The sequence below is a fragment of the Modicisalibacter radicis genome (assembly GCF_900961225.1).
Classification (GTDB): domain Bacteria; phylum Pseudomonadota; class Gammaproteobacteria; order Pseudomonadales; family Halomonadaceae; genus Modicisalibacter.
The window spans coordinates 17,409-35,410 of the sequence record NZ_CAAHFN010000062.1 but is presented as its reverse complement, the minus strand read 5'-3'; the positions used below and the strand labels follow the sequence as shown (position 1 = coordinate 35,410).

General features: G+C 65.5%; 16 protein-coding genes and 2 tRNA genes. 14 read left to right on the top strand and 4 right to left on the bottom strand.

The features are described 5' to 3' along the window. The first annotated feature begins 62 nt into the window (after positions 1 to 62). The 13 genes from folP (at position 63) to pnp (ending at position 12,622) form a co-directional block, all read left to right on the top strand. The gene (gene folP / locus HR9077_RS10110; RefSeq protein ID WP_244613139.1) at positions 63 to 938 is read left to right on the top strand and encodes a dihydropteroate synthase; all 876 of its coding nucleotides are present in this window, start codon (positions 63 to 65) and stop codon (positions 936 to 938) included. Then, positions 935 to 2,284, top strand: a complete 1,350-nt coding sequence (gene glmM, locus HR9077_RS10105; RefSeq protein WP_136066882.1) for a phosphoglucosamine mutase — start codon at positions 935 to 937, stop codon at positions 2,282 to 2,284. Before folP ends, glmM begins: the two co-directional genes overlap by 4 nt. Positions 2,285 to 2,355: 71 nt before the next feature. Beyond that, the gene (tpiA, locus tag HR9077_RS10100; protein ID WP_136066881.1) at positions 2,356 to 3,105 is read left to right on the top strand and encodes a triose-phosphate isomerase; all 750 of its coding nucleotides are present in this window, start codon (positions 2,356 to 2,358) and stop codon (positions 3,103 to 3,105) included. Between the two features lie 2 nt (positions 3,106 to 3,107). Continuing rightward, positions 3,108 to 3,470 carry a preprotein translocase subunit SecG gene (secG, locus tag HR9077_RS10095; RefSeq protein WP_136066880.1) on the top strand — a complete coding sequence of 121 codons (363 nt, stop codon included), beginning with the start codon at positions 3,108 to 3,110 and terminating at the stop codon, positions 3,468 to 3,470. Between the two features lie 118 nt (positions 3,471 to 3,588). Then, positions 3,589 to 3,675: transfer RNA gene (locus tag HR9077_RS10090), tRNA-Leu, on the top strand. A 111-nt stretch (positions 3,676 to 3,786) separates the two neighbouring features. Further along, positions 3,787 to 3,863: transfer RNA gene (locus HR9077_RS10085), tRNA-Met, on the top strand. A 157-nt stretch (positions 3,864 to 4,020) separates the two neighbouring features. Then, on the top strand, positions 4,021 to 4,482 hold the full coding sequence (gene rimP / locus HR9077_RS10080) for a ribosome maturation factor RimP (RefSeq protein WP_136066879.1): 462 nt from the start codon (positions 4,021 to 4,023) through the stop codon (positions 4,480 to 4,482). A gap of 28 nt (positions 4,483 to 4,510) precedes the next feature. Further along, positions 4,511 to 6,004 carry a transcription termination factor NusA gene (gene nusA / locus HR9077_RS10075; RefSeq protein ID WP_136066878.1) on the top strand — a complete coding sequence of 498 codons (1,494 nt, stop codon included), beginning with the start codon at positions 4,511 to 4,513 and terminating at the stop codon, positions 6,002 to 6,004. A 27-nt stretch (positions 6,005 to 6,031) separates the two neighbouring features. Beyond that, on the top strand, positions 6,032 to 8,593 hold the full coding sequence (gene infB / locus HR9077_RS10070) for a translation initiation factor IF-2 (protein ID WP_136066877.1): 2,562 nt from the start codon (positions 6,032 to 6,034) through the stop codon (positions 8,591 to 8,593). A gap of 45 nt (positions 8,594 to 8,638) precedes the next feature. Further along, positions 8,639 to 9,049 (top strand): 30S ribosome-binding factor RbfA, encoded by a 411-nt coding sequence (gene rbfA / locus HR9077_RS10065; RefSeq protein ID WP_136066876.1) that lies wholly within the window; start codon positions 8,639 to 8,641, stop codon positions 9,047 to 9,049. After that, the gene (gene truB, locus HR9077_RS10060; RefSeq protein WP_136066875.1) at positions 9,049 to 9,963 is read left to right on the top strand and encodes a tRNA pseudouridine(55) synthase TruB; all 915 of its coding nucleotides are present in this window, start codon (positions 9,049 to 9,051) and stop codon (positions 9,961 to 9,963) included. The genes rbfA and truB overlap by 1 nt, the downstream gene beginning before the upstream one ends. Positions 9,964 to 10,074: 111 nt before the next feature. Beyond that, positions 10,075 to 10,344, top strand: coding sequence for a 30S ribosomal protein S15 (gene rpsO, locus HR9077_RS10055; RefSeq protein WP_136066874.1), 270 nt, complete (start codon positions 10,075 to 10,077; stop codon positions 10,342 to 10,344). Between the two features lie 154 nt (positions 10,345 to 10,498). Further along, on the top strand, positions 10,499 to 12,622 hold the full coding sequence (pnp, locus tag HR9077_RS10050) for a polyribonucleotide nucleotidyltransferase (RefSeq protein ID WP_136066873.1): 2,124 nt from the start codon (positions 10,499 to 10,501) through the stop codon (positions 12,620 to 12,622). Between the two features lie 126 nt (positions 12,623 to 12,748). On the opposite strand, the gene hisC is transcribed toward pnp, so the two are convergent. After that, entirely contained in the window at positions 12,749 to 13,804 is a 1,056-nt protein-coding gene (hisC, locus tag HR9077_RS10045; protein WP_136066872.1) for a histidinol-phosphate transaminase, read from the bottom strand. A 153-nt stretch (positions 13,805 to 13,957) separates the two neighbouring features. Here hisC and HR9077_RS10040 point away from each other — a divergent pair, with 153 nt between their 5' ends. After that, entirely contained in the window at positions 13,958 to 14,845 is an 888-nt protein-coding gene (locus HR9077_RS10040) for an AEC family transporter (protein WP_136066871.1), read from the top strand. 84 nt (positions 14,846 to 14,929) lie between these two features. Here the strand turns inward: HR9077_RS10040 and HR9077_RS10035 are convergent, their stop codons facing one another. The 3 genes from HR9077_RS10035 to panB all read right to left on the bottom strand — a co-directional run bounded on the left by HR9077_RS10035 (position 14,930) and on the right by panB (position 17,890). Beyond that, a complete protein-coding gene (locus HR9077_RS10035; protein WP_136066870.1) occupies positions 14,930 to 16,108 on the bottom strand; it encodes an acetyl-CoA C-acetyltransferase in 1,179 nt (392 codons plus the stop codon). Positions 16,109 to 16,247: 139 nt separating this feature from the next. Next, positions 16,248 to 17,099 carry a pantoate--beta-alanine ligase gene (gene panC / locus HR9077_RS10030; RefSeq protein ID WP_136066869.1) on the bottom strand — a complete coding sequence of 284 codons (852 nt, stop codon included), beginning with the start codon at positions 17,097 to 17,099 and terminating at the stop codon, positions 16,248 to 16,250. Beyond that, a complete protein-coding gene (gene panB, locus HR9077_RS10025; RefSeq protein ID WP_136066868.1) occupies positions 17,099 to 17,890 on the bottom strand; it encodes a 3-methyl-2-oxobutanoate hydroxymethyltransferase in 792 nt (263 codons plus the stop codon). The genes panC and panB overlap by 1 nt, the downstream gene beginning before the upstream one ends. Positions 17,891 to 18,002: the final 112 nt, after the last annotated feature.

Here is an 18,002-nt window from a genome sequence, read left to right as displayed (position 1 = left end):
GGCGCCTTGCACCGTTTGGAGCGGGTCATTACAGTGTTTGTTTTTGTCGACGAGGCCCTGCCATGACTCCCTCCATGAAGAGCCGCGCCCCGGATGCCACGCTCTCTTGCGGCCGTCATCGTCTCGATATTTCCTACCCGCGGGTGATGGGCATTCTCAACGTCACGCCGGATTCGTTCTCCGACGGTGGCAATTTCGATGGGCTCGATGCCGCCTTGCGTCACGCGGAAGCGATGCTCGCCCAGGGCGCCGCGGTCATCGATATCGGTGGCGAGTCGACACGCCCCGGTGCAGCCGAGGTTACCCAGCAGCAGGAGCTGGATCGGGTCGTGCCCGTGGTCGAGGCCCTGGTGCGTGAGCTCGATGCGCTGGTCTCTGTGGATACCAGCAGCCCGGCGGTGATGCGCGAGGTGATCGGGCGAGGCGCGGGGATGATCAATGACGTTCGCGCGCTGCGCCGACCCGGCGCGCTCGAGGTGGCGGCGGCCAGCGGCCTGCCGGTATGCCTGATGCACATGGTCGGCGAGCCGGGCGACATGCAAGCGGCCACTGACTATGCTGAGCCTATCGAGCAGGTCGTGGCCAATTTTCTCGAGGCGCGCATCGCCGACTGCGAGAAAGCCGGCATCCGGCGTGAACGGTTGATCCTCGATCCGGGATTCGGCTTCGCCAAGACCGTCGGCCAGAATCTGCGACTGCTCAACAGGCTGAATAACCTGAACGACTTCGGCTTGCCGCTGCTTGCCGGCATGTCGCGAAAGAGCATGATCGGCAAGGTGCTCGATCGTCCGGTGGAGGAGCGCTTGCCGGGCGGCCTGGCCCTGGCTTCGCTGGCGGTCGAGCGTGGTGCTCGGCTGCTGCGCGTTCACGATGTGGGGCCCAGCGTGGATGCCATCAACATGACCTGGGCCGTGCTACAGGAAGACGCAGACCGATGACGCGACGCTATTTCGGAACCGACGGGATTCGCGGCATTGTCGGCGAATACCCGATCACCGCCGACTTCATGCTCAAGCTGGGCTGGGCCATGGGGCGCGTGCTGGAGCGCAAGAACCGCAACGCCAAGGTGCTGATAGGCAAGGACACGCGTATCTCCGGCTACATGTTCGAATCGGCGCTGGAAGCCGGCCTGTCGGCCGCCGGGGTCGACGTCGCGTTGCTCGGGCCGATGCCGACCCCGGGTATCGCCTACCTGACCCGGACCTTTCGTGCCGATGCCGGCATCGTCATTTCGGCCTCGCACAACGCCTTCCAGGACAATGGCATCAAGTTCTTTTCCGCCGAGGGCACCAAGCTGCCCGATGCCATCGAGGCGCGTATCGAGGATGAACTCGAAAAGCCCCTCGAGACGGTATCGGCGGATCGCCTGGGCAAGGCCGTGCGCATCAGCGATGCAGCGGGCCGCTACATCGAGTTCTGCAAGTCGACGGTGCCCAAGCGGCTGACCCTGACGGGCCTCAAGGTCGTGCTCGATTGCGCCCACGGTGCGACTTACCACATCGCTCCCAGCGTGTTCCGCGAACTGGGCGCCGAGGTCAGTCTGCTGGGCGTCAGCCCCGACGGGCTCAACATCAATCAGCAGGTGGGGTCGACGCATCCGGCCTCGCTGCGTGCGGCGGTGATCGAGCGTGGCGCCGATATCGGCGTGGCCTTCGACGGCGACGGCGACCGGGTGATCCTGGTCGATGCCGACGGACGCGAGATCGATGGCGACGACATCCTCTACATCATCGCCCGCGACCGTCACGAACGCGGCGTGCTGGGCGGCGGCGTGGTCGGGACCTTGATGAGCAACTTCGGCCTGGCCGCGGCCATGGAAGCGCTGGACATACCCTTCGAGAGGGCCAGGGTCGGCGATCGCTACGTCATGGAGTGCCTGGTGGCCAATGACTGGCAACTGGGCGGCGAGTCTTCCGGGCACATCGTCTGCGGCCATGTGCAGAGCACCGGCGACGGCATCGTGTCGGCACTCCAGGTGCTGGCGATCATGGCCACCCGTGGCTGCTCGCTGACAGCGCTGCTCGATGGCTTCGAGAAGGCGCCGCAGGCGTTGGTCAACGTGCGGCTGACCGACGGTACCGACAAGCAGGCGCTGCTCGAGAGCGAAGCCTTGCGTCGCTCGGTGGCCGCCGTGGAGAACGAGCTGGGGGATTCGGGACGGGTGCTGCTGCGCGCCTCGGGTACCGAGCCGCTGATCCGGGTGATGGTCGAAGGGCGCCCGCGCTTCGACGTCGCGGCCCTGGCGCGGCGTATCGCCGCGGATGTCGAGACGCTCATGGCCTGAGGCGCGATGCCGGTTGTCTTGACCGGGTCGCTCCTATACCATCTTGCACCACTCCGAGAAAGGGGCTCACCATGCGCATGCCGCTGATCGCCGGCAACTGGAAGATGAACGGATCCCTGGCACTGATCGAGCAGTTCGGCGAGGCCTTCGCGTCGGCCGGCCTGCCGACGTCGGTGGAGGTTGCCTTGATGCCGCCGTTTCCGTACCTGCCGGCTGCGCAGGCGGCGCTCGGTGGAACCTCGGTGATGCTGGGCGCGCAGACGCTCAACCCGGCGCACTCGGGGGCGCATACCGGTGAAGTCAGTGGCAGGATGCTCAAGGAGTTCGGCGTCGAATATGCCCTGGTCGGTCATTCCGAGCGGCGTCAGCTGTACCGCGAAGCCGACGAGGCGGTCTACGATCGCCTGCTCGCGGCGCTCAGCGCCGATATCAGGCCCATCCTGTGCGTGGGTGAAACGCTCGAGGAGCGCGACGCCGGCCGCACCCGCGACGTCGTGCTGCGTCAGGTCGGCCATGTCATGGCGCGGCTCGAGCCGCAGCAGCGGGCCCGCGTGACGATCGCCTACGAGCCGGTGTGGGCCATCGGTACCGGCCGTACCGCCACGCCCGAGCAGGCCCAGGAGGTCATGGCGGCGATTCGCGAGTACCAGGCCGGCTTCGACCGCGAACTGGCGGCCGGGCTGCGCTTGCTCTATGGCGGCAGCATGAATGCCGGCAATGCGGCCGAGCTGTTGTCCCAACCCGATATCGACGGCGGCCTGGTGGGCGGAGCTTCGCTCAAGGTCGACGATTTCATAGCCATCTGTCAGTCAGCAGGTTAACCATGCAAGCCATCATCCTCATGATTCATGTGGCGCTAGCCATCGCGCTGGTCGCGCTCATTCTGCTGCAGCAGGGCAAGGGCGCCGAGGCCGGCGCCTCCTTCGGTGGCGGCGCCTCGCAGACCGTATTCGGCTCGCGTGGCAGCAGCAGCTTCCTGGCCACGCTCACCGGGGTGCTGGCCGCGGCCTTCTTCGTGACCTCGCTGGGGCTCGCCTACCTGGCATCTTCGCAGGCCGATAGCGCGCCGGATGTGGGTATCCCCGACGCCGAGGTGGTCGAGCAGCAGAATTCGGTGCCGACCCTTGACGACAGCAACGATCAGCAGCATAATGCTGCGCCAGCGCTTGAGGAAGAGGGGCAGTAAACGTATGGCCCCGATGCTCGAGTAGCAGTGATAAACCAAGCGGAATCGTGAAAAATGAATCGCTTGGTTCTGGACGGAAGGCAGTTGCGGAATGTCTGCCTCTTGTTCACCCCCTGATGCCGAAGTGGTGGAATTGGTAGACACGCTATCTTGAGGGGGTAGTGACCTTATGGTCGTGGGGGTTCAAGTCCCCCCTTCGGCACCATCTGAACGCCGCGCCAAGAGCGGTGCTCAGAAGCACGATTGGCTGGACATGGCGATTTGTTCGCTTCCTTGACCGGGTGGTGAACGAGTTCCTATAATCGCCAACCTATGATGCGGGGTGGAGCAGTCTGGTAGCTCGTCGGGCTCATAACCCGAAGGTCGTCGGTTCAAATCCGGCCCCCGCTACCAAGTTTCTTGTGAAAGGCCCCTTCCTTATGAAGGGGCTTTTTGTTAGCAGCCTGATTTTGGCATCTGAGTTGTTGACACTAACGCCAATCAGCCACCTAGCTTTCCTCTTTACTCCTGGGTCAGGTGCCTGATGCAACTGCTGTAGGAGCCTTCATCTGTGGCAAACAAGCACGCTGCGCTGAACGCACTCATCGAGCCAGTGGTTACCGCCATGGGCTTCGAGCTCTGGGGGATCGAGCTCCTGCCCCAGGGCAAGCACTCCCGGTTGGTGGTGTATATCGATAGCCCGGCGGGGATCACGGTCGATCACTGTGCCGACGTCAGTCGCCAGATCAGCGCGGTGCTCGATGTCGAGGATCCGATTCCCGGGAAGTATCAGCTCGAGGTGTCGTCGCCCGGGCTTGATCGCCCCCTGTTCGAGCTCGAGCAGTTCGCGCGCTTCAAGGGGCATGTGATATCCCTGCGCCTGCGCGCGCCGTTCGAAGGGCGTCGCAAGTTCAAGGGGTTGCTGGCGGGCGTCGAGAATGACGAGGTGTTGCTGCAGCTCGACGGCGAGGAGTATTGCTTTCCTATCGATGGCATTGAACAGGCGCGGATCGTGCCGCAGTTCGATGCATGAGGACTGGTTTTCTGGCGAGGCTTAAGGCATGAGCAAAGAGATTCTGCTGGTCGTTGATGCGATCTCGAATGAAAAGGGTGTACCCCGCGACGTCATCTTCGGCGCGGTCGAGGCGGCATTGGCCAGCGCATCACGCAAGCGCTTCGAAGGTCAGGAAGCGAGCGTGCGCGTGCAGATCGACCGCGCTACCGGCGACTACGAGACGTTTCGCCGCTGGGTGGTGGTCGAGGACGACGAATTCGAGAATCCCGATGCCGAAATCAAGCAGTCGTACGCCGAGCAGCGCGACCCGCCGCTGACGCTGGGCGACGTGGTCGAGGAGCATATCGAGAACGCGGCCTTCGGCCGCATCGCGGCGCAGACCGCCAAGCAGGTCATCGTTCAGAAGGTCCGCGAGGCCGAACGCTCCGAGATCGTGCGGCACTATGCCGAGCGCGAAGGCGAACTGATCGCCGGTATCGTCAAGAAGACCACCCGCGATGGCCTGATCATCGATCTGGGCGATAACGCCGAGGGCTTCCTGCCGCGCAGCGAGATGATTCCCGGCGAGCGCTATCGGCTCAACGAGCGGGTGCGGGCCCTGCTGTGGAAGGTCGATGCCGAAGCCCGCGGGTCTCAGTTGATCCTGACCCGCACGCGCCCCGAGCTGATCATCGAACTGTTCAAGATCGAGGTGCCGGAGATCGCCGAGCAGCTCATCGAGATCAAGGGCGCGGCTCGCGATCCGGGATCGCGGGCCAAGATCGCGGTCAAGACCAATGACAAGCGCATCGATCCGGTCGGCGCCTGCGTCGGGATGCGCGGTTCACGCGTTCAGGCAGTCTCCAACGAGCTGCGCAACGAGCGGGTGGATATCATCCTCTGGGACGACAATCCGGCGCAGCTGGTGATCAACGCCATGGCGCCGGCGGATGTGGCCTCGATTCTCGTCGACGAGGACACCCATGCCATGGACGTGGCCGTCGCCGAGGACAATCTGGCCCAGGCCATCGGCCGCAGCGGGCAGAACGTTCGGCTGGCCAGCGAGCTGACCGGCTGGGCACTCAACGTGATGACCGAAGACGAGGCCGAAGGCAAGCGCGAGCAGGAGGTCGACACCCTGGTCGAGTACTTCATCAATCATCTAGAGATCGATGACGAACTCGCCCGGATCCTGGTGGACGAGGGCTTCACCTCACTCGAGGAGATCGCCTACGTGCCGCTCGAGGAAATTCTGGAGATCGAAGAATTCGACGAGGACCTGGTAGAAGAGTTGCGCGCACGCGCTAAAGATGAGCTGTTGAACCTGGCAATCGCTTCCGAAGAGGCACTCGACGGCGCTCAGCCCGCCGAGGACCTCCTCGAGATGGACGGCATGGATCGTCACCTGGCTTTCATTCTGGCCAGTCGTGGCATCGTCACCATGGAGGATCTTGCCGAACAGTCTGTCGATGATCTCAAGGACATCGAGGATGTAGACGAAGAGCGCGCCGCGGCACTGATCATGACCGCCCGTGCGCCCTGGTTCGAGAGTCAAGAGTAACTAGGTCACGGGCTCAGGAGGGTCGTAATGGCAGAGATGACAGTTAAGGATTTTGCAGCCAAGGTGGGGCGTGAGACGCCCCGCCTGCTGGAGCAGATGCAGGAAGCCGGGCTTCCCCACAAGGCGGAAGGTGATGCGGTGTCCGAAGAGGACAAGCAGCGCCTGCTCGACCACCTCACCAAGAGTCATGGCGGCGGCCAGGGGCCGAAGAATCGCGTTACCCTGACGCGCAAGACCAAGAGCCGCATTCGCTCGGGTGATGGCCGGGGCAAGTCCATCGAGGTTTCCGTCCGCAAGAAGCGCACCTACGTCAAGCGCGAGGAAGCCGAGGAACCGGCGGCACAGGCTCCCGAACAGGGTCCGCGCCAGTTGGTCGGCGACATGGCCGATGCTTCCCAGGCGCGCGAGCAGGCGGAACGCGAAGCGCAGGCCAAGGCCGCCGAAGCCCAGCAGGAAGCCGAAGCACCGGGGGCCGAAGCACCGGGGGCCGAGGTGCCGGCAACGCCCGATGACAGTGCCCAGGCGGAGACCACCGCGCCAGCCGCCGACGAGATCCGTTCCGAGCAGGATCTGACCGCCGGCGAGCCGTCGCCGGAGCCGGTCGTCGAGGCACCGCCCAAGGAGCCGCGTAGCGACAACCGCCGCGCCAATCCCAAGAAGGCGGCTGCCAAGAAGGGACGCGACACCAATCGCGAGGAGGATCGCGAGGAGCGCGCCGAGCGGCGTCGCGGCAGCGGCAAGAAGGTCAAGCGCGCCGAGCGGCGCGGTAGCCGGCGTGGCGGTCGCGACAGCGGCGGCGGCGGCAAGCACAGCTTCCAGCGTCCGACCCAGCCGATCGTCCGTGAAGTGGCGATCCCCGAGTCGATCAGCGTCGCCGACCTGGCTGACAAGATGGCCATCAAGGCCAACGAAGTCATCAAGGCCATGTTCACCATGGGTGCGGCGGTGACCATCAACCAGACCATCGACCAGGACACCGCGGCGATCGTCGTCGAGGAGATGGGCCACAAGCCCAAGCTGGTCAAGGACGATGCGCTGGAGACCGAGGTCCTCGAGGGCATCTCCTACGAGGGCGAGGAGATCACGCGCTCGCCGGTGGTCACGGTGATGGGCCACGTCGACCACGGCAAGACCTCGCTGCTCGACTTCATTCGGCGTACCAAGGTCGCCACCGGCGAGGCCGGCGGTATCACCCAGCATATCGGCGCCTACCACGTCGAGGACAAGCACGGCGGCGTGACCTTTCTCGACACCCCGGGCCACGCGGCGTTCACCGCCATGCGTGCGCGTGGCGCCCAGGCGACCGATGTGGTCATCCTGGTGGTCGCGGCCGATGACGGCGTGATGCCGCAGACCGTCGAGGCGGTCGAGCACGCCAAGGCGGCCGGCGTGCCGCTGGTGGTCGCGGTCAACAAGATCGACAAGGAAGGTGCGGATTTCGACCGCATCCGCAACGAGCTGTCTCAGCACGGCGTGATTTCCGAGGAGTGGGGCGGCGACACCCAGTTCGTGCACGTTTCGGCCAAGACCGGGGAAGGCATCGACGCGCTGCTCGAGGCGGTACTGCTGGTTTCCGAGGTGCTCGAGCTCAAGGCCGTTCCCGAAGCGCCGGCCAAGGGCGTGGTCGTCGAGTCGCGGCTCGACAAGGGGCGTGGCCCGGTCGCTACGGTGCTGGTCCAGAACGGCACCCTGCGGAAGGGCGATATCGTGCTGGCCGGGTTGCATTACGGCCGCGTGCGCGCCCTGACCAACGAACTCGGCAAGCAGGTCGACGAAGTCGGCCCGGCGATGCCGGTGGAGATCCAGGGTCTCGACGGTACGCCCGAGGCCGGCGAGGACTTCATGGTCCTGGCCGACGACAAGAAGGCACGTGAAGTCGCCAACTTCCGTCAGGGCAAGTACCGCGAGGTGCGCCTGGCACGTCAGCAGAAGGCCAAGCTCGAGAACATGTTCTCGCAGATGGGCCAGGACGAGGTGGCCAAGGTCAACATCGTCCTCAAGGTCGACGTGCAGGGCTCGCTGGAAGCGATCCGCGGAGCGCTCGAGGAGTTGTCCACCGGTGAGGTCGAAGTCGCCGTGGTCTCCTCCGGGGTCGGCGGCATTACCGGCACCGACGCCAACCTGGCGCTGGCTTCCGATGCCATCCTGGTCGGCTTCAACGTGCGTGCCGACGCCGCCGCACGCGAGATCGTCGAGCGCGAAGGGCTGGATCTGCGCTACTACAGCGTCATCTACCAGCTGGTCGACGAGGTCAAGCAGGCGATGAGCGGCATGCTGGCGCCGGAGTGGAAGGAGGAGATCGTCGGTATCGCCGAGGTTCGCGATGTCTTCCGTGCGCCCAAGATCGGCTCGGTGGCCGGCTGCATGGTCGTCGAGGGCAGCGTTCACCGCCACAAGAAGATCCGCGTGCTGCGCGAAAACGTGGTCATCTACGAGGGCGAGCTGGAATCGCTGCGCCGCTTCAAGGATGACGTCAGCGAAGTGCGCAACGGCATGGAGTGCGGGATCGGCGTCAAGAACTACAACGACGTCCAGGTCGGCGACAAGATCGAGGTCTTCGACCAGGTCAAGGTCGAGCGCAGCCTGTGACGCGCGTCGTGTCGACGTCGATGACGCAGCGAGGAGAGTGAGCCGATGCGCGAGTTCAAGCGTACCGACCGGGTGGCCGACCAGCTCCAGCAGGAGCTGGCGGTACTCATCCAGCGTGAGATCAAGGATCCGCGGCTGGGCATGGTCACCGTCAGTGGCGTGACCGTCAGTCGCGACCTGGGCTACGCCGACGTCTATGTCACCCTGTTGGGCGACGACGATGCCGAGCGGATCAGGGAGAACCTGGCGGTGCTCAAGCGTGCCGGGGGGTTCCTGCGCAGCCAGATCGCTCGCCGGATCAAGCTGCGACACGTGCCTGAATTGCGTTTCCATTTCGATGAGAGCGTGGTTCGTGGGCACCGGCTGTCGTCGTTGATCGACGAGGCGGTCGAGACCGACCGCGCACGTCACGGCGATGCGGCCGATGACGATGGCGAACCGGAAAGCCAGCGCTGATGGCGCGTCGTCGTCGCGGCCTGCCGATCGATGGCGTGCTGCTGCTCGACAAGCCCCGGGGCGTGTCGAGCAACCATGCCCTGCAGCGTGTGCGTCGGCTGTTTCAGGCGCAGAAGGCGGGACATACCGGCACGCTGGATCCCATGGCCACCGGGCTGTTGCCGGTGTGCTTCGGCGAGGCGACCAAGTTCTCGTCGTACCTGCTCGAGGCCGACAAGGTCTATCGCACCTACGTGCGCCTGGGCGAGATTACCGACAGCGGCGACGCCGACGGCGAGCTGATCGAGCGGCGCCCGGTGCCGACGCTCGAGACGGCGGACATCGAGCGGGTACTGGTCGATTTTCGTGGCGAAATCGAGCAGGTTCCGCCGATGTACTCGGCGCTCAAGCATCAGGGCAAGCCGCTTTATCAGCTGGCCCGCGAGGGCAAGACGATTGCGCGTGCGCCGCGGCGCGTGACGGTTTACGATATGCGGCTCGTCGGCCGTGAGCCGACGGGCTTCGAACTGGAGGTCGCCTGCAGCAAGGGCACCTACATCCGGACCTTGGCCGAGGAGATCGGTGCCGCGCTGGGCTGCGGGGCGCACATCAGCGTACTGCGGCGACTCAAGACCGGGCCCTTCCAGGCGGCCGACATGTTCGACTTCGCGGCACTGGAGGCCGAGTCCGAGGCAGCCCGGCGCGAGCAGGTGCTGTTGCCGACGGACGTGCTGGTCGCGCATCTGCCGCGGCTCGATGTCGATGACGCCACCGCACAGCGGGTGCTCAACGGCCAGCGGGCACGCTTCGATACCACCGGGCTGTCGAATGATGGCGGCCCGGTTCGACTCTATCGCGACGCGGCCTTTCTGGGGCTGGTCGCGGTAACGGCGGCAGGGGAGATCGCCCCGCGTCGCCTGGTCGCCACCGCCTGATCGCGGCTGGCGGCTCTCGCCACTGGGCTTCAGTGGCGCGACCCTGGAGACTGCAAATATGCGTGGTCTCCGACATTTCATGCTCAGGCATATTGCTTACTGGAGAGACAGATGGCTTTGACCGCTGAAAAGAAGGCCGAGATCGTCAATGAATACGGCCGTGGTGACAACGACACCGGTTCCCCCGAGGTTCAGGTGGCGCTGCTGAGTGCCAACATCGATGGCCTGCAGTCGCACTTCAAGACCAACAAGCAGGACCACCACTCGCGTCGTGGTCTGATCCGCATGGTCAACCAGCGCCGCAAGCTGCTCGACTACCTCAAGCGCAAGGACTTCGAGCGCTATCAGTCGCTGATCCAGCGTCTGGGCCTGCGCCGCTAAGCAAGGCCAGCCCGCGGATGATCATTGAACAAGCAACCCATGGGGTTGCTTGTTCTTTTATTGGGGTGCGGTAGCTCTTGACCCTGTGAACTCCTAAAATGGTCGCCGAGTCAAAAGACCCCAACATGAAACAGACAAGTTGAAGGAAGTCACCGTGAATCCGGTCAAAAAGACATTCCAGTACGGTCAGAGCACCGTCACCCTCGAAACCGGGCGCATCGCCCGCCAGGCCACCGGCGCCGTGCAGGTCACCATGGACGGCGCGGTGGTGCTGTGCACCGTGGTCGCCAAGAAGGACATCAAGCCGGGGCAGGACTTCTTCCCGCTGGCGGTGTTCTATCAGGAGAAGACCTACTCGGTGGGCAAGATCCCCGGTGGCTTCTTCAAGCGCGAAGGCCGTCCGACCGAGAAGGAAACGCTGACCTCGCGGCTGATCGACCGGCCGATTCGTCCGCTGTTTCCCAAGGGCTTCATGAACGAAGTCCAGGTCGTCTGCACCGTGCTGTCAGCCGACCGTAACCAGGACCCGGATATCGCCGCGATGATCGGCACCTCGGCGGCGCTGGCAATTTCCGGCGTGCCGTTCAGCGGCCCGATCGGCGCCGCGCGCGTGGCCTTCACCGAAGAGCGTGGCTACTTCCTCAATCCCAGCGTCGAGGAACTGGCGGTCTCCGAACTCGATATGGTCGTCGCCGGCACCGACAAGGCCGTGCTGATGGTCGAGTCCGAAGCCAAGGAGCTGCTCGAGGACGAAATGCTCGGCGCGGTGCTCTACGGCCATCAGGAAATGCAGGTGGCGATCGGCGCGATCAACGAGTTCGTCGCCGAAGCGGGCAAGCCCAAGTGGGACTGGCAGCCGGCGGCGGAAAACACCGCGCTCAAGGAGACGCTGGCCGGAAGTTTCGAGAGCAAGGTCGGCGAAGCCTACCGGATCACCGACAAGATGGCCCGCCAGGATGCCCTCGGCGAGCTCAAGCGCCAGGCCGTCGAGCAACTGGCCGGCGAAGGCGAGGGCCAGTATGACGCCGACGAGGTGGGCGGTGCCTTTGCCAGCCTCGAGAAGCGCGTGGTGCGCAGCCGGGTCATCGCCGGCGAGCCGCGCATCGACGGCCGCGATCACAAGACCGTGCGCCCGCTGGATATCGAGGTCGGTCTGTTGCCGCGAACCCACGGTTCGGCGCTGTTCACCCGCGGCGAGACCCAGGCGATGGTCATCGCCACGCTGGGCACGCTGCGCGACGCCCAGTTGATCGAATCGCTGGAGGGCGAGCGCAAGGACCGCTTCCTGTTGCACTACAACTTCCCGCCGTATAGCGTCGGCGAAGCCGGCTTCATGGGGGGGCCCAAGCGTCGCGAGATCGGCCATGGCCGGCTGGCGCGGCGCGGCGTCCAGGCGATGCTGCCGAGCGACGAGGAGTTCCCCTACACCATCCGCGTGGTTTCCGAGATCACCGAGTCCAACGGCTCGAGTTCGATGGCCTCGGTGTGCGGTTCATCGCTGGCGCTGATGGATGCCGGGGTGCCGCTCAAGGCGCCGGTGGCGGGCATCGCCATGGGGCTGATCAAGGATGATGACCGGTTCGCCGTGCTCACCGACATCCTCGGCGACGAGGACCACCTTGGCGACATGGACTTCAAGGTGGCCGGTTCGGCGGAAGGCGTCACTGCGCTGCAGATGGACATCAAGATCGAGGGCATCAACGAGGAGATCATGGAGATCGCGCTGCAGCAGGCCCATGAAGCGCGCCAGCATATCCTCGGCGAGATGAACCGGGTGATCGCGCAGAGCCGCGAGGAAGTGTCGGCCAACGCGCCGTCGATGGCGACCATCAAGATCTCCCCGGACAAGATCCGCGACGTGATCGGCAAGGGCGGGGCGACGATCCGCAAGATCTGCGACGATACCGGCGCCTCGATCGATCTCGACGACGACGGTACCGTGCGCATCTACGCCGAGGACAAGGCAGCCGCCAAGCGCGCCATCGATACCGTGCTGGGGATCACCGCCGAGGCGGAAATCGGCAAGCTCTACAGGGGCAAGGTGGTGCGGATCGCCGACTTCGGCGCGTTCGTCAACTTCATGCCCGGCACCGACGGCCTGGTGCATATCTCGCAGATCGTGCCCGAGCGGGTCAACGATGTGCGCGATTTCATGAACGAAGGCGACGAAGTGACCGTCAAGGTGCTCGACATCGACAACCGCAACCGCGTGAAGCTGTCGATCAAGGAGATCACCGCCGAAGAGAAGGAAGCCTTCGAGGCAAGCCTGGTCGAATGACGCTCCAGTCGAGCCGGGCCCGCCCGGTTCGACTGTTCAGGCAGCCAACGAAACGGCCCATCCGCCAAGCGGATGGGCCGTTTTTCATGCGGCGTCAGGCACACTCACTGGCCCGGGGGACCCCATTCAGCGGCAGATCGCCTCGAGGGCCTCGATCAGGCTGTCCATCTCGTCGTCGGTGCCGATGCTGATGCGCAGGAAGTCGCGCAGTGCCTCGCTGTTGAAGTGACGCACCAGGATGCCGCGCTCGCGCAGGCCGATGAACAGCCCCGCCGCGTCGAATCGAGCATGTCGGGCAAGCAGGAAATTGGTCTGCGACGGCAGCACCTCGAAGCCCAGCCCGTCGAGCCGGCGGCGGGTGCGCTCGCGGCTGGCGATCACCCGTTCCCGGCAGGCCTCGAAGTGCCCGCGATCGGCCAGCGCCGCGATGCCTGCGGCGCTGGCCAGGCTGTCGATGGGGTAGGAATTGAACGAGTTCTTGACCCGCTCCAGGCCCTCGATAAGCGCTCGCGAGCCGATCGCATAGCCCAGCCGCAAACCGGCTAGGCTGCGCGACTTGGAGAAGGTACCGACCACCAGCAGGTTGGCGTACGAGTCGATCAGCGGGACCGCACTCTCGCCGCCGAAGTCGACGTAGGCTTCGTCGACCAGCACCACGCGATCGCTGACATGCTCGAGCAGTCGGGCGATGGCCGTTTGCGGGTGGCCGTGGCCGGTGGGGGCGTTGGGGTTGGCGAAGACCACGCCACCGCTGTCGGCGGTCAGCGCATCGAGGGGAACCTGCCAGTGATCGTCGAGCGCCAGTGTGCGGTAGTTGATATCGTAGAGCCGGCAGTAGACCGGGTAGAAGCTGTAGCTGATGGCCGGCATCAGCAACGGCCGCGACTGGCGGAAGAACGCCTGGAAGGCCAGGGCCAGGACCTCGTCGGAGCCGTTGCCGACGAAGACCTGCTCGACCGCGACGCCCTGTTCGCGCGCCAGGGCCTCGCGCAGGGCCAGCGACTCGGGATCGGGGTAGCGGCGCAGGTGGTCGACGGAAAACTCCCGCAGCGCCTGCTCCACGCCGGGCGCCGGCGGGTAGGGGTTCTCGTTGGTATTGAGCTTGACCAGCCGTTCGCGCGGCTGTTCCCCGGGGACGTACGGCGTCAGCTCGCGAACTTGCGGGCTCCAGAACTTGCTCATGGTGTCTCGGTATCGATGATCGGGAGTAATTGACGGAATGTCTTTGAATAGCGTATTCCAAGATAGTGCTTTGGTCATGGTGACGCGCCCGCACGAGCCGCGCAAGCCGCCGTCATGCTAGGCTGCCACTCCCCTGTCTGACGAGCCGTGAGCATGCTGGCAAAGATCCTGTCGACCCTGCTGCCGGTGTTCCTGATCGCCGGTTGCGGTACCCTCTACGGGCGTTTTCGCACGCCCGACATCCGTGGTCTCAACACCCTCAACATGGAGCTTTTCGTGCCCATGCTGGTGTTTGCGGTGCTTGCCGACCGTCAGGCACCGCTCGAGGAGTACGCCAGCCTGGCATTGGCCGCCGCGGCGATCGTGCTCGGTTCCGGGCTGCTGCTGTGGCCGCTGGCGAGCGTGCTTGGGCTCAATCGGCGCACCTTTCTGCCGCCGATGATGTTCAACAACACCGGCAACATGGGCATACCGCTGCTGGTGCTGGCGTTCGGCGAGGCCGCGCTGCCTGCGGCGGTGGTGGTGTTCATCGTCGAGATGCTGCTGCATTTCTCGGTGGGCCTGTACATGCTCGACCCGCGCACGCCCTGGTGGCGACTGCTGCGCATGCCGATCGTGCTGGCCAGCCTGGCCGGGCTGGCGGTCAACCTGAGCGGCATTCAGCTGCCGGGCTGGTTGCTCGAGGCGCTCGACATGCTCGGCGGGGTGAGCATTCCGCTGATGCTGTTCGCGCTGGGGGTGCGCATGCTCGATGTCGACTTCAGCGACTGGCGGATGGGCGTGCTGGGCGCGGTGGCCTGTCCGGCGAGCGGGCTGGTGCTGGCCTGGCCGCTGATCGTCTGGCTCGATCTGGCGGGCCTGCAGGCGGCGACACTGTGGGTTTTCGCGGCATTGCCGCCGGCGGTGCTCAACTACCTGGTGGCCGAGCAGTATCGCCAGGAGCCGCACACGGTCGCCTCGCTGGTGCTGATCGGCAATCTGGGCAGCCTGGTGGTCATGCCGATCGTGCTGGCGGTGCTGTTCGCCCAGGGCGCCGGCTGACCCAAGCGGCCATATCCGCCGGAAACGACGACGCCAGCGGCTCGAGCGCTGGCGTCGTTCGTTGCTAGGAGGCCTGCTTCGGCACTAGCGCTCGATGGCCAGCGCCACCCCCTGACCGCCGCCGATACACAGCGTCGCCAGGCCTTTCCTGGCGTCGCGGGCGATCATCTCGTGGAGCAGCGACACCAGCACGCGGCAGCCCGAGGCGCCGATCGGGTGGCCCAGGGCGATGGCACCGCCATTGACGTTGATCTTGCTGACATCCCAGCCGAGTTCCTTGTTGACCGCCATGGCCTGGGCGGCGAAGGCCTCGTTGGCCTCGACCAGGTCGAGATCGTCGAGGGTCCAGCCGGCCTTCTCCAGGCACCGCCGTGTCGCCGGCGCCGGACCGATGCCCATGATAGCCGGGTCGACACCGGCATTGGCGTAGGCCTTGATGTGGGCCAGCGGTTCGAGGCCCAGCTCTCGCGCCTTGTCGGCGGAGCAGATCATCGTCACCGCGGCGCCGTCGTTGATCGAGGAAGCGTTACCGGCGGTAACCTTGCCGTCCTTCTTGAAGGCGGGCTTCATGGCGCCGAGCTTCTCGGCAGTGATGCCGGCGCGCGGTCCCTCGTCGGCGGCGAAGGTGACCGGATCGCCCTTGCGCTGGGGGATCTCGATCGGCACGATCTGGCTGTCGAAGCGACCCGACTCGATGGCGGCGCTGGCGTTGCGCTGCGACTGAGCGGCGAATTCGTCCATCTGTTCGCGAGTGATCCCGTACTTGTCGGCGAGATTCTCGGCGGTGACGCCCATGTGGTATTCGTTGAAGGCATCCCAGAGGCCGTCGTGAACCATCGAGTCGATGGCTTTCCAGTCGCCCATGCGGTGACCGGTGCGCGAGTGCGGCAGCAGGTGAGGCGCCAGTGACATGTTCTCCTGGCCGCCGGCGAGAATCAGCTCGGCGTCGCCGCAGCGGATCGCCTGGGTCGCCAGGTGCAACGCCTTGAGCCCCGAGCCGCAGACCTTGTTGATGGTCATCGCCGGCACGCCCTCGGGCAGGCCCGCGAGGATCGACGTCTGGCGGGCGGGGTTCTGCCCGCAGCCGGCGGTGAGGACCTGGCCGAGCAGGACCTCGTCGACCTGTTCGGGGGCGACGCCGGTATTCGCCAGGATATCCTGAATCACTTTGACGCCAAGTTCGGTGGCGGGTATGCCGGCGAGCGAGCCGCCGAAAGTGCCGATAGCGGTGCGGCGCGCCGCGACAATGACCACGTCTTGCATGTGAGACTCCTTGATACGAGGCGAACGGGTGCTCGTTCAGCATAGGAGACCCGAGGGCATGGCGACAATCGGCAATCAGGCGAAGAGCGATGAACAGGCGCAGCCGGCGGCGCGAAGGACAGGGCCGGATCCGGTCAGGTCAGCGCGGCAGCTCCACGGGAAGGTTGTCGATCAGCCGTGCCGGCCCCAGGTGGGCGGCACCGAGCAGCACCGCCTCGCGGGTATCGTCGGTGACGACGCCCAGGTCGTCGTGGCGGCGCAGTGCCAGGTAATCGGGCTTGAAGCCGTCCTCGACCAGCCGGGCAAGCCCTCGGCGCAAGGCTTCGTCACTGGCGGTGCCCTGTTCCAGCGCGGCGCGGACATCGCACAACGTGGCATACAGGCGTGGCGCCCGGGCCCGCTGCTCGGCGCTGAGGTAGCCGTTGCGCGACGACAGTGCCAGGCCGTCGGCGGCGCGCACGATCGGTACGGCGACGATCTCCACCGGGAAGTGCAGATCGGCGACCAGCTTGCGGATCACCGCGAGCTGTTGGAAGTCCTTGCTGCCGAAGCAGGCCAGATCGGGCTGGAAGAGATTGAACAGCATGCTGACGACGGTCGCCACGCCGCTGAAATGCCCTGGCCGGTTGGCGCCGCACAGGCCCTCCGAGACGCCGGGAACCTGGACCGTGGTTTGCGCCGCCGTACCCTGCGGGTAGAGGGTCTCGTGGCCGGGAGCGAACACCAGATCGCAGCCGGCACCCTCGAGTCGTGCGCGATCCTCGTCCAGCGTGCGCGGGTAGCCGGTGAAGTCCTCGCCGGCGCCGAACTGCAGCGGGTTGACGAAGATGCTCGCCGCCACGTAGTCGGCGCGCGCACGGGCGGCGGCGACCAGCGCCAGGTGACCGTCGTGAAGATTGCCCATGGTCGGCACCAGGCCGATTCGTCGGCCCTGGCGACGGGCTTCGCCGAGTCTTTCGCGCAGCGTGGCGATATCGGTCACGGTATGCATCAGAAGCAGTGCTCCTCGGCCGGGAAGCGACGTGTCTTGACGGCCTCATGATAGGCCTCGAAGGCGCCCTGGATCGAATCGGCCCCGTTCATGAAGTCCTTGACGAAACGCGGCGTACGCCCCTGGCTGATGCCCAGTACGTCGTGCATGACGAGTATCTGGCCGTCGGTGTCGACCCCGGCGCCAATGCCGATCACCGGCACCTCGAGCGCCTGCTGCATGGCCTGGCCGAGGCTCGCCGGCACGCATTCGAGCAGGATCGCCGAGGCACCGGCGTCGACCAGCGTGCGGGCATCGGCGATCAGCCGTTCGGCGTGTGCGGCGTCGCGCCCCTGAACCTTGTAGCCCCCCAACTGATAGACGGTCTGCGGGGTCAGGCCGAGATGGGCGCAGACCGGCACGCCGCGTCGCGTCAGCTCGCGAACGCCCTCGGCCATCCACGCCTCGCCCTCGATCTTGACCAGTTCGGCCCCGGCGCGCATCAACTCGCCGGCATCCTGCAGCAGCCGCTCCTGACTGGTGTTGCTCATGAACGGCAGGTCGACCATCAGCAGGCTGGCGCCCTTGCCGCGGGCCACGCAGCGGGTGTGGTAGCAGATGTCGGCGAGGGTGACCGGCAGCGTACTGGCATGGCCCTGCAGGACCATGCCCAACGAATCGCCGACCAGCAGGACCTCGATGCCGGCCTGGCCGGCGACATGGGCGAAGGTGGCGTCGTAGGCAGTCAGGCAGCTGAACGGTTCGCCGGCGCGCTTGGCCGCCTGCAGCGTACTCAGGGTGACGGTTTTCATGGAGCTTTTCTCATGGTGCGTTCCGGGGGTGCGGCACTGTCCGGAGCTGGCGTGTATTGCGAGGGTTGTTACCCGTGCAGGGCGAAAGTGTGGAATGGTAACAACCGTGCTG